Annotated in this window: 13 protein-coding genes and 1 pseudogene; 6 read left to right on the top strand and 8 right to left on the bottom strand. The window is 74.1% G+C overall.

What is annotated here, in order from left to right; genetic code table 11:
- The first annotated feature begins 82 nt into the window (after positions 1-82).
- Genes aroB through QWU11_RS34930 form a run of 5 tightly spaced genes read left to right on the top strand, consistent with a single transcriptional unit; the run spans position 83 to position 6,241 of the window.
- Positions 83-1,255, top strand: coding sequence for a 3-dehydroquinate synthase (gene aroB / locus QWU11_RS34950; RefSeq protein ID WP_290118781.1), 1,173 nt, complete (start codon positions 83-85; stop codon positions 1,253-1,255).
- Positions 1,252-3,213, top strand: a complete 1,962-nt coding sequence (locus QWU11_RS34945; RefSeq protein WP_290118780.1) for a TIM barrel protein — start codon at positions 1,252-1,254, stop codon at positions 3,211-3,213. Before aroB ends, QWU11_RS34945 begins: the two co-directional genes overlap by 4 nt.
- 22 nt (positions 3,214-3,235) lie before the next feature.
- Positions 3,236-4,339, top strand: a complete 1,104-nt coding sequence (locus QWU11_RS34940; RefSeq protein ID WP_290118779.1) for a sugar phosphate nucleotidyltransferase — start codon at positions 3,236-3,238, stop codon at positions 4,337-4,339.
- Between the two features lie 19 nt (positions 4,340-4,358).
- The gene (locus QWU11_RS34935; RefSeq protein ID WP_290118778.1) at positions 4,359-5,864 is read left to right on the top strand and encodes a GMC oxidoreductase; all 1,506 of its coding nucleotides are present in this window, start codon (positions 4,359-4,361) and stop codon (positions 5,862-5,864) included.
- A complete protein-coding gene (locus QWU11_RS34930; protein ID WP_290118777.1) occupies positions 5,861-6,241 on the top strand; it encodes a hypothetical protein in 381 nt (126 codons plus the stop codon). Before QWU11_RS34935 ends, QWU11_RS34930 begins: the two co-directional genes overlap by 4 nt.
- Here QWU11_RS34930 and QWU11_RS34925 read toward each other — a convergent pair.
- The 5 genes from QWU11_RS34925 to QWU11_RS34905 all read right to left on the bottom strand — a co-directional run bounded on the left by QWU11_RS34925 (position 6,191) and on the right by QWU11_RS34905 (position 10,743).
- Positions 6,191-7,939: a hypothetical protein gene (locus QWU11_RS34925; RefSeq protein WP_290118776.1), complete on the bottom strand. Its 1,749-nt coding sequence runs from the start codon at positions 7,937-7,939 to the stop codon at positions 6,191-6,193. The genes QWU11_RS34930 and QWU11_RS34925 overlap by 51 nt on opposite strands.
- Before the next feature lie 142 nt (positions 7,940-8,081).
- Positions 8,082-8,759, bottom strand: a complete 678-nt coding sequence (locus tag QWU11_RS34920; protein WP_290118775.1) for a hypothetical protein — start codon at positions 8,757-8,759, stop codon at positions 8,082-8,084.
- Positions 8,756-9,247 carry a sigma-70 family RNA polymerase sigma factor gene (locus tag QWU11_RS34915; protein ID WP_290118774.1) on the bottom strand — a complete coding sequence of 164 codons (492 nt, stop codon included), beginning with the start codon at positions 9,245-9,247 and terminating at the stop codon, positions 8,756-8,758. Before QWU11_RS34915 ends, QWU11_RS34920 begins: the two co-directional genes overlap by 4 nt.
- Before the next feature lie 48 nt (positions 9,248-9,295).
- Positions 9,296-9,955: a response regulator transcription factor gene (locus QWU11_RS34910; protein ID WP_290118773.1), complete on the bottom strand. Its 660-nt coding sequence runs from the start codon at positions 9,953-9,955 to the stop codon at positions 9,296-9,298.
- Positions 9,952-10,743: a histidine kinase gene (locus QWU11_RS34905; protein ID WP_290118772.1), complete on the bottom strand. Its 792-nt coding sequence runs from the start codon at positions 10,741-10,743 to the stop codon at positions 9,952-9,954. Before QWU11_RS34905 ends, QWU11_RS34910 begins: the two co-directional genes overlap by 4 nt.
- Here QWU11_RS34905 and QWU11_RS34900 point away from each other — a divergent pair.
- On the top strand, positions 10,687-10,959 hold the full coding sequence (locus tag QWU11_RS34900) for a hypothetical protein (protein WP_290118900.1): 273 nt from the start codon (positions 10,687-10,689) through the stop codon (positions 10,957-10,959). The two genes, QWU11_RS34905 and QWU11_RS34900, sit on opposite strands and share 57 nt — an antisense overlap.
- Positions 10,960-11,158: 199 nt before the next feature.
- Here QWU11_RS34900 and QWU11_RS34895 read toward each other — a convergent pair whose 3' ends face one another.
- From QWU11_RS34895 to QWU11_RS34885, 3 genes and pseudogenes are all read right to left on the bottom strand, one after another.
- The gene (locus tag QWU11_RS34895; RefSeq protein ID WP_290118771.1) at positions 11,159-11,953 is read right to left on the bottom strand and encodes an ABC transporter permease subunit; all 795 of its coding nucleotides are present in this window, start codon (positions 11,951-11,953) and stop codon (positions 11,159-11,161) included.
- Entirely contained in the window at positions 11,950-12,867 is a 918-nt protein-coding gene (locus tag QWU11_RS34890; protein WP_290118770.1) for an ATP-binding cassette domain-containing protein, read from the bottom strand. The genes QWU11_RS34895 and QWU11_RS34890 overlap by 4 nt, the downstream gene beginning before the upstream one ends.
- A 47-nt stretch (positions 12,868-12,914) precedes the next feature.
- Positions 12,915-13,041 (bottom strand): annotated as a pseudogene (locus QWU11_RS34885) (IS630 family transposase); the annotation flags it as partial.

Raw genomic sequence — 13,041 nt, 5'->3', positions numbered from 1 at the left:
ATCCGAGAAGATAAATCTCGCACCGGCCGAGGTGGCGCCTAACCCAGCCTGACCCGTTTAGTTGATCTTGTTAGGGAGACGGATGGCCGAGAAAAGCTACGTCGTTCGCGATCGGATCCCCTTGTCGGCCACCTCGTCCGCCATCGAGGTGAACCTCGAACGGCTGGACACCTACCGCATCCACGTCGTGCCCGACACCGCCGCGGCGGCCGAGGTGCTGCTCGGTGAACTCGACGGCCGCCGGGCCGCGGTCATCACCGACCGGACCGTCGCCGCCCTGCCCGCGTACCGGCTCACCGAGACGCTCGGCGAGCGCGGGCTGCTGCTGGGCAGCAAGATCGTCGACCCGGGCGAGAAGAGCAAGAGCCTCGACACGGCCTACGCTCTCATCGACTGGCTCGCCCAGATCGGCTTCGCGCGGCGCGACGTCGTCGTCGCGCTCGGCGGCGGAATGATCATGGACACCGTCGGCTGGGTCGCGAGCGCCTTCATGCGCGGCGTCCCGTACGTCAACGTTCCCACGACGCTGCTCGCCCAGGTCGACGCCGGCATCGGCGGCAAGGTCGCGGTCGACCACAATGCGGCCAAGAACCTCGTCGGCGCGTTCTACCAGCCACGCGCCGTCATTTCCTGCCTGGAGTTCCTGCAGACCCTCGGCCCGCGGCAGGCGCGCGCCGGTCTGGCCGAGGCTTTGAAAAAGGCGATAATCGCCTCGCCCGAGCTCTTCGAATACATCGAGCGACACGCCGGCGCGCTGGTTCAGTGCCATTCTTCGGCGGTCGGCCCGCTCGTGAGCGCGGCCAGCACGATCAAGACCGAACTCGTCGGCCGCGACCCGTACGAGGTGGACCTGCGCCGCCCGCTCAACTTCGGGCACACCGTCGGTCACGCCGTCGAGACGACCACCGGGTACGGCCCCGTGCTGCACGGCGAGGCGGTCGCGTTCGGCATGGTCATCGCGGTGGACATCGCCCGCGCCCGCGGCCTGCTCGACCCCGCGCTCGCCGACCGCATCGTCGGCCTGATCACCGGTCTCGGCCTGCCGGTACGCCTGGAACAGCTCCGGTCCGTGCCTCCGGTGGAGGACGTGCTCGGCGCGCTGGACAAGATCCGCGAGATCCGGGACGGCAGCCTGCGCTTCGTGCTCCCGGTCGAGCTGGGCACCACGCTGATCGCCGAGGACGTCACCGAGGACGAGGTGCGGGCCGCGCTCCTGCGCAACGTCTCCGCCGACGTCCCGGTGGGGGGCCGGTGACCTCACTCTGGGCGGTGGACGCGGGCGGGAGCACGACGACGGCGATCGTCCCGGGCTCCACCGCCCGGCGGACCTACGGCTCGGTCAACCCCGCCTCGGTCGGCACGGAGGCCGCGGCGCGGACGCTGCGCGCGCTGCTCGGCGACGTCGCCGCGGCGCTCGGCGGCGAGCCGGGTACGGGGTGGATCGCCACCGCGGCCGTCGACCTCGCCGAGGCCGGCGGTGAACCGGACCGGCTGCGCGACCTGGCCCGCGCGGCGGGCGTGCGCGGGCGGCTGCTCGTCTCCAACGACTCCGTGCCGTGGCTGGTCGCGCCGCCGCTCGCGGGGCGCGGCGTGGTGCTGGTCTGCGGCACCGGCTCGGGGTTCATCGCCTCCGACGGCGTGAGCGCCCCGTGCCGGGTCGGCGGGTGTGAGTACCTCGGCAGCGACGAGGGCAGCGCCTTCGCGCTCGGCCTGGCCGGGCTGCGCGCCGCCGTACGTGCCGGCGACGGCCGTGGGCCCGCGACCGCGATCGGGGCCCGGCTCACCGAGCTGACCGCGGGCCGCTCGCCGGCCGAGCTCGCCCGCGAGCTGGCCGCCGAGGCGTTCCCCAAGGCCGCGGTGGCCGCCCTCGCGCCGGCCGTCTGCGACGCCTGGCTGGACGGCGACGCGTGGGCCGCCGAGCTGGTCTCCACGGCGGTCGGCGAGCTCGTCCTCGGCGTACGTGCCGGGCGCGACCGCGCCGGGCTCACCGGCGCGTGGTCCGTGGCCGCCGGCGGCGGCGTGCTGCGCGGCTGCCCGCCGCTGTTCGCCGAGCTCGACCGGCGGCTGCGCGGCGAGCTGTCCGTGGCCGAGGTCGTGCCGGTCACCGAGCCGGTGGCCTCGGTGCACGCGGCGCTGCGCAGCCGCGTACAGGACGGGGAGGTACGGCCTCCGCCCGGCGCCGCGTGGCTGGTCGGCCTGGACCCGCCGCCGCGCGCCGCGCGGTCCCGTCCGCCGGCCCGCCGCGACGACGGCGACCCGCCCATCGCGCTCGGCCTCTGCCTGGCCGCCTGGGGCGGGTCCGGGCTGGTCGACGCCCTCGACCACGCCGCGCGGGTCGGGGCGGACGTGGTCGACCTGCCGACCGACACCACGTCGGGCCTGGTCGACCTGGCGCGCTGGGCGCGCGAGGACGACCACCGCGCCGAGCTGCGCGCGGCCGTCGCGGACGCCCACGTGGACTGCGTGAGCAACAGCAGGGACACCCAGCTGCTGCTCGGGCCGCACGGCCCGCACACCGACCCGGTGCTCTCCGGCACGGCCGCGGCCAAGCGCGAGCACGCGCTGCGCCACGGCCTGGACACCGTACGGCTGGCCGCCGACCTCGGCGCGCGGCACGCACGGCTGATGTTCGGCGTGCCGGACGTCGCGCGCTGGCTCTCGTGGTGGCACAGCGACGTGAGCTGGGCCGACAACATCGCCGCCTGGCGCGAGGAGGCGGCGCCGATCCTGGCGCTGGCCGCCGAGCACGGCGTCACGGTGCTCGTCGAGCCGCACCCCAAGCAGGTCGTCTACGACCGGATCAGCGCACGTCAGCTCCTCGACGCGGCCGGGGACGCGCCGGTCCGGTTGTGCGTGGACCCGGCCAACCTGGCCGCCACCGGGCACGACCCGGTCGAGGCGGTCCGCGGCTGGGGCGACGGCCTCGGCGCGGCGCACGCGAAGGACCTGCAGCGCTGGCACGGCGCGGACGCGCCGCCCGGCGCGGGCTGGTCCCGGTACGGCCCCGGCCCGCCGATCCGCTTCCGCGCCCTGGGTGCCGGCGACCTGCCGTGGCCGCAGATCGTTTCGGCGCTCCTGGACGACAACTTCCGCGGCGTGCTCTACGTCGAACACGAGGACGCCCTGCTGCCTCGGGAGCAGAGCGTCGCCGGCTCCGTACGCCTCCTGCGGGACCTGCTGCCGCAGAGCAGCCCGCAGGGTCGTACGTGGTAGTTATCCTGATCGGAGAGGAACCATGCAGGACGTACGCGCCGCGCTGCTCGCGGGCGGGCTCGGCGAGCGGATGGGCCGGCTGACCGACGAGACGTGCAAGCCGCTCGTGCCGTACGCGGCCTCCTGCCATCTGCTGGACTTCAGCATGGCGAACGCGGTCCGCTCCGGCGTCCCGGAGGTGGTGCTGCTGTCGATGCACCGCGAACGGGACCTGCTCGACTATCTCGCCTCGCACTGGGACGGCAACGGCATCCGGGTCAACTTCGGCCCGCACGACGCGCTGGTGCGCTCCGGCGGCGCGCCGCCGGGCGCTCCCCTGCCGCCGCGGCCGGCCGAGTCGGGCACCGCCGACGCCCTGCTCAACAACGCCGAATACCTGTTCGCGCCGGGCGCGCGCGACGTCCTCGTCCAGCACGCGGACCACGTCTACACCTTCGACTACGGCCCGATGCTCGCGGCGCACCGCCGGGCCGGCGCGGACGTGACGATCGGCGTGCAGCGCATCGAGCGGCGCTTCGTCCGGCTGTTCGGCATGGTCGAGGTCGACGCGGACCTGCGCGTGCGCGCGCTGGTCGAAAAGCCCGCCGAGCCGACCTCGGACCTGGTGTTCACCGCGTTCTGCCTGTTCCGTACCGAGGTGCTGGAGGAAGTGCTCGCCTCGCTCGCCGCGCTCGGCGAGGACGGCTGGCAGCACGACGTCAGCCGCGACGTGCTGCCCCGGATGATCGAGGAGGGACGGCACGTGCTGGCGTACCCGATCTCGGGCTACTGGGCCGACATCGGCACCGTGGAGCGCTACCACCTGGAGCAGATGCGGCTGCTCGACCGGCCGCACCCGCTGCCGCCCGGGGACCTGCCGCGCACGCTGACCGGCGGCCCGCCGCGGTTCGACCCCGATCTGGGCAGCCTGGTCGGCGGCGACGTCGACGTGCCGTCCGGCGCGTCGGTGCGCTCCAGCGTGCTCTTCCCCGGCTGCGTCGTGGAGCCCGGCGCGGAGGTGGAGCGGTCGGTGGTGCTGCCCGACGCCCGTGTCCGGGCCGGCGTGCGCCTGAGCGGCGCGGTGGCGGCGGCCGGTGAGGACGTACGGAGCCCGCGCACCGGCCTGGCCGATCTGGAACCCGTCTGACCTCCCTGGGAGAACATTCTTGCGAACCACGCACTTCAACGTGCTCATCGTCGGCGGCGGTGCGGCGGGATGCGTCCTGGCCAACCGGCTCAGCGAGGACGAGCGCACCAGTGTCGGCCTGGTCGAGGCTGGACCGGACTACGGGCGCTTCGACGTCCGGCGCTGGCCTGCGGAACTGCTCGACGCGCGTGTGCCGGCGCGCGGGCACGACTGGGACGCCGGCGAACCCTGCTGCGCCCGCGCCCGCGTGATCGGCGGGTCCTCGGCGCACAACGGCTGCTGGGCGACGCTGGGCGCGCCGCCGGACTACGACGCGTGGTCGCCGTACTCCCGCGGCACCCTGAACGACCGGACGCTGCGCCCCCACCTGCACGACGCGATGAGGACGCTGCGCGTACGGCCGGCGGAGGCGCACGACCGCACGCCCTGGCACGAGGCGGTCGTCGAGACCGCCGGCCGGCTCGGCCTGCCCTTCCTCGAGGACGTCAACGACGAGACCGGCCACGAGGGCGCCGGCTGGGTGCCGCTCAACGCGGTCGGCTCCGTCCGCTGGCACGCGGGGTTCGCCTACCTCGATCCGGCCCGCGACCGCCCGAACCTCCAGGTGATCGCCGACTCCCACGCCGCGCGGCTGGAGTTCGCCGGCGACCGGGCGACCGGCCTGGTCACCGTCGGGGACGGCGGCGAGCGGCGGCTGAGCGCCGACGTCATCGCGCTGTGCTGCGGGACGTACGGCAACCCGCCGCTGCTGATGCGCAGCGGCGTCGGGCCCGAGCGGGCGCTGCGCGACCTGGGCGCCCCGGTGACGCAGCCGCTCCCCGGAGTCGGGGCGAACCTCATCGACCACGGCTCGCTCGCGCTGGTGCTGGACCCGCTGCCGGGCCTGGCCGCGGCGATGCCGGACGCGGCGGAGTCCTACTTCGCCCAGACCCTGGTCAAGGCGCGCTCCAGCCTGGCCTCCGACGAGTACTGGGACGTCCACATGGTGCCCGCGGCCGGCCCGGCCCTCGACGCGCGGGGCCGCTACACCGGGCCGATGTCGGCCTCGCTCCACGTGTACGTGATGGCGCCCCGCTCGCGCGGCGCCGTACGGGCCGCCTCCCTGGACCCGATGGCACCGCCGCGGATCGACCACGGATTCTTCACCGACCCGGCCGGCCACGACGAGCGCGTGGTCCTGGAGGCCATCGACCTGGCCCACGAGTTCGCCGGGTCCGCCTCGCTGGCCGGGCTCGCCGGGCTGACGCCGTGGGGGGACGGGCGGCGGGCGCACTCGGCCGTGCTCGCCGACGCGAGCGGCTACTGGCACCCGGTCGGGACCTGCGCCATGGGCCCGGAGGCGGACCCGCTGTCCGTGGCGGACGAGCGTGGGCGGGTGCACGGCCTGGCGAACGTCTATGTCGCCGACGCCTCGCTGATGCCGCTGATCCCCCGCGCGAACACCCACCTGACGACGATCGCGGTCGCCGACCGCCTCGGCGGCCTGCTCGCCGGCTCCCTCGGCGGACGGAACGACGCCGCATGAGGGCCGGCCTGCCGTCTCCCGACCCCGCTGGTCATGGGCGGCCACAGCGTGGCGGCGGCCCGCCGCACGGCCGGCCGGCGGACGGGTTCCGCCCGGCCGTCGCCGACCCGGCCCCGCTCTTCGCCGAGTGCCGCCGCGCGGCGCCCGAGGCCCGGCGCGACCCCGGCGAGGTCACGCTCATCGCCGAGGCCGCGCCGCGGAGCTGCGCGATGGGCGTCTCGCTCGTGCTGGTCATCCGCCCCGGGTGCCGGTGGGCGAGCCGACCGCCGCGTTCGCCGACTTCGCCGACCAGGTCCTGGCGCCCATCGCCGCCCTCTGGGGACGTCTCACTGGAGGCTTCCCGGCTCGCCGGACGCGGTCACGGCGTCGACGCGTAGGTCCCACTCCGGCTCCTCCGTGGCGTGGCTCATCGGGCCGCGGACGATCAGGGTCCGGCCGTTCGCCTTCTCGTTCCGCCTGCCCCAGGTCCACATGCGGGCGATGGCGGGCGCGCCGCCGGCGATCATGTACCAGCGGCCGGACGCGCCGTGCCACGAGGCGGTCGCGTACGCGGCGTCCCCGCCGCTCTCGTCGGTCTCGCTCTCCTCGGTCGTCACCGTTCCAGGCGCGTCCGGCGGCTGGTCGACGAAGACGGTCTGGCCCTCCTCGCTCTCGACCGGCAGGTTCTTCGGCGGGTCGGGCTGCCCCGCGCCGTAGGTGAGGACGAGGCTGACGAAGGCGCCGCGATGGCGCCCCTCGGGAAGCGCGCCGTGCCAGAAGGTCTTCGCGTCCACCTGCGCGACGGATCTCGTGTGGAGCGCGGAGAAGTACTCGTCCTCGCAGATCACGTCGCGGGCCAGGCGGGTGTCAAGAGCAGCGGTCTCGGCGCCCGGCGCCTGCCACACGATCCGCGTGGTCGTCACCGGGTTCTCCAGGCCGGCGTAGACGCTGGTGAAGTCGGCGCCGCCGGAGACCGTCGGCCGGGACACGCGGAACAGCGTCCGGCGGCAGCCGGAAGAACCACGGACGTTCGGCACGATGACCACCCCGTCCCGCGTCGTCACGGACCGCCACGCGGGCCGCGTGTCCGCGAGGGTCGCGATCTCCGCGTGCCGGGTGCCGGGGGGAAGCAGGTACGCCTGCCGCGTCCCCTGGTCGAATTCCGGCGGGCCGACGGCGAGCGGGCCCGCGGGCACCAGCGGGGCGGTCTCGACGGTCAGGGACCTGCCGACGCGAGTGCCCTCGGAGTACAGCGCGAAGAGCCCGCCGTCGCTGAGCAGCACCGTACGGGCCGGCCCGACGGTGCCGGCGAACAGCACGACGAGCGTGCCCGGTCCCGGCCGGGGGTGGGGCACCTCGCCGAGGCCGTACAGCGTGACCGAGCCGTACCGGCTCCCGTCCTCGCCGGGGCGGTACGGCACGCCCTCCCACGCGTCGCGCGCGCGGCCGAGCAGCGCGCCGTCGTGCACGCGATCCCCGCGGGCCGGCCACTCGTCGAGGTCGACGGCGTCATCGTCGACGCGGGTGTTCACGCGCAGCCGGGCCCGGTCCTCCGGCAGCCACAGCACCACGCCCGCCGCGGCCACGGCCATCGCCAGCACGCCCGCGAGCACGACCGCCCACCGGCCGCGGGACGGGCGCGACGGCCAGCGCGGGGACAGGGCGACCGTCTCCAGGTCCAGGGCGAGGATCACCGTACGCTGCGCGTCCGGCTCCGCGACGGAGTCGACGGAGCGGACCGCCCGGCGGGCGACGGCGCCGGACTCGGGAACCCGCAGGCGCCGCAGCTCCGCCACCGTCTCATCGAGGGTCAGGCCCTCGACCCGCTGCAGGACGTACGCGACGCGCTCCTCGCGGGACAGCCGCCTGATCGCCTCGGCCATTCCGGCGTCGAGCGTGGCGTCGGCCGGACGCATCGCCGGCCAGCCGCGCGGCCGGTACTCGCCGCCGTGCTTCGTGCGGACGCAGCGTCTCAGCACGCGCCGCCGGAGGCCGTCCCCCTGCTCCCAGGTGGCACGACGCCGGACGACGCGCAGTGCCCGCTCGATCCGATGCGCCGGTTCGAGGTCCCATAAGACCAGGTACGCCAACAGCACCAAGCGATTACAGCCGGCCCCTAAAGACGCTTTGCCGCCGCCTGATTCTGATTTGTCCACAGGAGTCATTCTGGCGCAACGACGTCCGGCCGGCGGACGGGTTTTCGCCCCGCCGCCGGCCGGATCGCCGTGCCGTGGCCGTTCAGTCGCCCTTGCCCTCACCCCGGATGTGGGGCGGCGGCGCCTGGGTGTCGCACGTCAGCGCCCCGGAGACCGGCACGAGGCGTTCGACGGAGCCGGGGTTGCCGTTGACGGCGGCGAGCTGGGCCGGGGACAGGTAGCCGATGAACAGTTGCTTGCCGCGGGGCATGGCGGCGGGGTCGAAGACGAGGTTGACCCTGCCGTCACCCTGGCGCTCGCCGTGCACGACGCGCTCGACTCCGTGACCGCTGCCGCTCGGGCTCAGGTAGCCGTCGTCCTGGGGTCCCCGGCAGAAGACGCCGTCCTTGACCAGGACGGGGAAGCCCGCCGCGCGCAGGGCGCGCTGCAGTCCCGCGTGGTCGGCGAAGTACTTCTCCTTGTCCCAGGTCACCCGCAGCGTGCCGTCGGCCTGGGTGTCCAGGGAGAACGCGGCCGTACGGATGTGAACTCCGCCCGCGCTCACCCCGGGTCCGGGCGGGGCGGTCGAGGGGTGGCTGAGGGCGGGCACGCCGAGCGCGACGCCGGTGACCGCCACGACGCCCGTGGCCGCGAAGGTGAGGTGGCGCCTGCGGCGGCGCGCCCGGCCCGCGCCGACGATCTCGTTGACCGGCGTGTGCATCGTGACGTCCTCCAGGGAGTCCTTCAGCGCGGACGCTACTTCTGTCTCGTGTGTGTTCATGACCCGGCCTCCGGGGTGTCGACGGTGATGAGATGGGCGCGCAGCGTCGTGACGGCCCGCGACAGGTGGGCGGTGACGGTGCCCGGGGCGATACCCAGCACCTTCGCTGTGGTCTGGGTGTCCAGGTCCAGGAAGACCCGGTACACGATCACCTCCCGCTGCCGCTGCGGCAGCCGGCGCAGCGCGGTGAGCAGCGCGGGATCCAGATCGGGGTCGCCGCCGGCCGCGGCGACGTCGTGGCCGTCGTCCAGCGCGACCTCCCGCCGTCGCCGGCGCCACCAGGAGACCCTGGTGTTGAGCGCCGTCCGCACGATCCACGCGGACGGCGCGGGATGACGCCGGACGCTGTGCCACGCCACCCACGCCCGGGTGAACGCCTCGGCGACCAGATCCTCGGCCAGTTGCCGGTCACCGACCCCCGCGACCACCGCCCGCAGGCACGCGTCCCGGCTGGACTCGTAGAACTCCTGGAACTCCCGCTGCTTCACAACCCGTACACGCTTTCGGGCCTGGATCCGCTTACGTGGATTCTCACGTCACAGCGGGCGGATCAGCCCGGTCTGGTAGGCGAGGACGACCGCCTGGACACGGTCGCGGAGGCCGAGCTTGGGCAGGATGCGGCTGACGTGCGTCTTCACCGTCGCCTCCGACAGGCCGAGCGTGGCCGCGATCTCCGCGTTGGAGTGGCCCTTGGCCATCTCGATCAGGACCTCGCGCTCGCGGCCGGTCAGGCGGTCCAGGCGTGCGTCGTCGGCCGTGCCCGGCCGTACGCCGTGCTGTCGCGTGAACGTCTCGATCAGCCGCCGGGTGAGCCGCGGGGCGACGACGCCGTCTCCGGCCGCGACCGTGCGGATGCCCGCGATCAGCTCGGCGGGCTGGACGTTCTTGAGCAGGAAGCCGGCCGCGCCCGCGTGGAGCGCGGCGAACGCGTACTCGTCCAGGTCGAACGTCGTCAGGATCAGCACGCGCGAGGCCGGGTGGTCGCGGGTGATCAGCTCGGTGGCCTCGATGCCGTCCATGCCCGGCATCCGTACGTCCATCAGCACCACGTCCGGAGCGAGCGCGGCCACCTGGCTCACGGCCTCGGCGCCCTCGCCGGCCTCCCCGACGACCGTCATGCCGGGCTGGGCCTCCAGTACGAGCCGGAAGCCCATGCGCAGCAGCGGCTGGTCGTCGACGAGAAGGACGCCGGTCACCGGGTGCCTCCGGATTCGAGACGGGCGTACACGCGCCAGCCGCCGCCCGGCAGCGGCCCGGCCTCGAGCCGGCCGCCGTACACCGCGACGCGTTCGCGCATGCCGGCGAGGCCGTGCCCGGCGCGCTCGGCGGCGGTGGTGACGAGCACGGCGGGGCCGTCGTCGGTGATCTCGATCTCGACTCGCTCGTCGGAGTGTCCGAGCCGTACCCGGGCCGTGGTGCCGGGAACGGTGTGCTTGCGGACGTTGGTGAGCGCCTCCTGGATGACACGGTAGACGGCGAGCTCGGCGCCGGACGTCAGGGCCGGCGGCCGTCCCGTCACGGCGAACTCCACCGGCAGGCCCGCGGCGCGCACCTCCGTGAACAGCGTGTCCAACTGCCCCAGCCCGGGCTGGGGCCGCCGGTCCGGGCCGTCGTCTCGCAGCACGTCCAGGACACGCTGCATCTCCGCGATCGCCTGGCGCCCGATGTCCGACGCCTTGCCGACGGCGTCGGCGGCGCGTTCCGGCGAGGCCGGGAGCGTGTACGCGGCGCCGTCGGTGAGCGCGACCATGACCGAGAGACTGTGCGTGACAATATCGTGGACGTCGCGGGCGATCCTGGCCCGCTCCTCCCCACGACGATCCGGGCCTGCTGGTCGCGTTCGCGTTCGAGCCGGGCCGCGCGGTCCTCCAGCGACGAGAGATAGGCGCGGCGGGTCCGCAGGTTCAGGCCGAGGACCGCGGCGGCCGTGGACATCCCGGACAGCAGCACGAACGCCCGCGCGGCCGCCATCCCGGACGCCCACTGGACGGTGGCCAGCGCGACGCCGGCCTCCATGACGCTTGCGGCCACGAACAGGCGGCGCAGCGAGGAGTGCGCGGCGACCGAGTACAGCGCGATGAGCAGGGCGATGTCCCCGGTCGCGAGGAGAGTTCCGCTGAGCCACTGGACGAACGCCACTCCGGCGACCGCGGCGAAGGCGGTGAACGGGACGCGCCGCCGCCAGGCCAGCGGCGCGTAGATGGCGACCTCCAGCGTCCAGGCGGCCGGCGGGTGCGGCGGCGGATCCTTGAGCAGGTGGATCGCGCCGAAGGCCAGCAGCGCGAGGGCGGACGCGGCGTCGGCCGAGGCCGGATGCCGCGCCGCGAGCGTACGCAGCCCGGAACCCCGGCGCGCGAGAAGAGCACCGGGGCCGGGAACGGGCGAACCGGACATGGGTCTCAGGCGTCCCGGCGTTTGAGGAGGTACGCCGCGACCGCCATCGCGATCACGGTGTAGGAGGCGAAGTACCCGAAGCCGGTCCACGGGCCGAGCGAGCCGGGGTCGGGCTCGTTGGTGAGCAGGGCGCCGCCCGCGTTGCTCGGCAGGTACGGCGTGATGTGCCGGCCCCACGAGGTCAGGTCGAGGACCTCGCCCATGCCCGGCAGCACCAGCAGGATGCCGAAGAGCGCCGCGATGGCGCCCGCGGTGCTGCGGATGATGGTGCCGAGCGCCGTGCCCAGCAGGCCCACGACGGTGAGGTAGAGGCCGACCCCGATGACGATCCGCAGCGCCTGCGGCGAGGACAGCGTGGCCTGGACGTGCCGCGTCGACAGGATCGCCTGGCCGCCGAAGAAGGTCACGAAGGACACGGCCTCCATGAGCACCAGCACGACCGCGCCGAAGACCGCGGCCTTGGCCCACAGGACGGGCAGCCGGCGGGGTACGGAGGCGAGCGTGGCGCGGATCGTCCCGGTGGAGTACTCCCCGGTGATCACCATGACGCCGAGCACGCCGACGGCGAGCTGGGCGACGGCGTACGACCGGAGCGGCACGATCACCGCGAGGCTCGCGGCGTCGTCGATGTGACGCTTGGGGTCGGCGAGCCGGCCGGCGAAACCCCAGCTGAACAGCAGCCCGAGACCGAACGTGGCGGCGGTCGCGGCGAGCAGCGACCAGAAGGTCGAGTGCAGGGTTCTGAGCTTGATCCACTCAGAGTTGAGGACGCGTGCCTGGGTGACGGTGGCGGTGGTCATGCCGCGGGCCTTTCCGATGCGCGGTACTCGACGGAGGCGCCGGTCAGCTCCATGAACGCCTCTTCGAGCGAGGCCTGCTGCGAGGCCAGCTCGAACAGCGTGATGCCGTTGTCGGAGGCGATCTGGCCGATCTTGTCGCTGAGCAGGCCGCTGACCAGCAGCGTCCCCTCCCCGGCGCTCGCCACGGTCACGTCCGGGGCGGCGAGCAGCTCGACGAGCCGCGCCGCCTGCGGCGACCGTACTCTGACCCGCCCGGCCGAGGCGCGCTCGATGAACGCGGTCACCGAGGTGTCCGCGATCAGCCTGCCGCGCCCGATGACGATGAGGTGCTCGGCGGTCAGCGCCATCTCGCTCATCAGGTGCGAGGAGACGAAGACGGTGCGCCCCTCCGCGGCCAGCTCCTTGAGCAGGTTGCGGATCCAGAGGATGCCCTCGGGGTCCAGGCCGTTGACCGGCTCGTCGAGGATCAGCGTCTTGGGGTCGCCCAGCAGCGCGGAGGCGATCCCGAGCCGCTGCCCCATGCCGAGGGAGAAGCCGCCGGCCCGCTTGCGCGCCACGTCGTGCAGGCCGACGAGGTCGATGACCGCCTCGACCCGGCGGCGCGGGATGCCGGTGGTGGCGGCCAGGGCGAGCAGGTGGTCACGGGCGGTCCGGCCCGTGTGGACGGCCTTGGCCTCCAGGAGCGCCCCGACCTCGTGCAGCGGCGCGGGGAGCCCGGCGTACGCGCGTCCGTTCACGGTGACCGAACCGGCGGCGGGCCGGTCGAGGCCGAGGATCATGCGCATCGTGGTCGACTTCCCGGCGCCGTTGGGGCCCAGGAAGCCGGTCACGACGCCGGGTTCGACGGTGAACGTCAGGTCGTCCACGGCGGTCTTGTCGCCGTAGCGTTTCGTCAGGCCCTCGGCCTTGATCATGTCCGTTACCTCGGGGGATGCGGTTCTCGTGCGGCTGTCGAGAAACGCTAGTGTCCTGAGTTGGGAATTCTGTTCAGATATCCGGCGAGGCGTTCGAGGATCTCATCAGCGGTCTTGGTCCATACGTAGGGCCTGGGGTCGGTGTTCCAGGCCGCGATCCAGTCGCGGATGTCC

Origin of the sequence: Actinomadura sp. DC4, assembly GCF_030406325.1 — a bacterium.
In the GTDB taxonomy this organism is placed as follows: Bacteria; Actinomycetota; Actinomycetes; order Streptosporangiales; family Streptosporangiaceae; genus Actinoallomurus.
This window is presented reverse-complemented; position numbering and strand designations above follow the sequence as displayed.

Bases quoted from the DNA above. Each gene is read 5' to 3' on its own strand.
- aroB (WP_290118781.1), top strand. From the start codon at position 83: ATGGCCGAGAAAAGCTACGTCGTTCGCGATCGGATCCCCTTGTCGGCC.
- QWU11_RS34940 (WP_290118779.1), top strand. From the start codon at position 3,236: ATGCAGGACGTACGCGCCGCGCTGCTCGCGGGCGGGCTCGGCGAGCGG.
- QWU11_RS34930 (WP_290118777.1), top strand. From the start codon at position 5,861: ATGAGGGCCGGCCTGCCGTCTCCCGACCCCGCTGGTCATGGGCGGCCA.
- QWU11_RS34920 (WP_290118775.1), bottom strand. From the start codon at position 8,759: ATGAACACACACGAGACAGAAGTAGCGTCCGCGCTGAAGGACTCCCTG.
- QWU11_RS34895 (WP_290118771.1), bottom strand. From the start codon at position 11,953: ATGACCACCGCCACCGTCACCCAGGCACGCGTCCTCAACTCTGAGTGG.
- QWU11_RS34890 (WP_290118770.1), bottom strand. From the start codon at position 12,867: ATGATCAAGGCCGAGGGCCTGACGAAACGCTACGGCGACAAGACCGCC.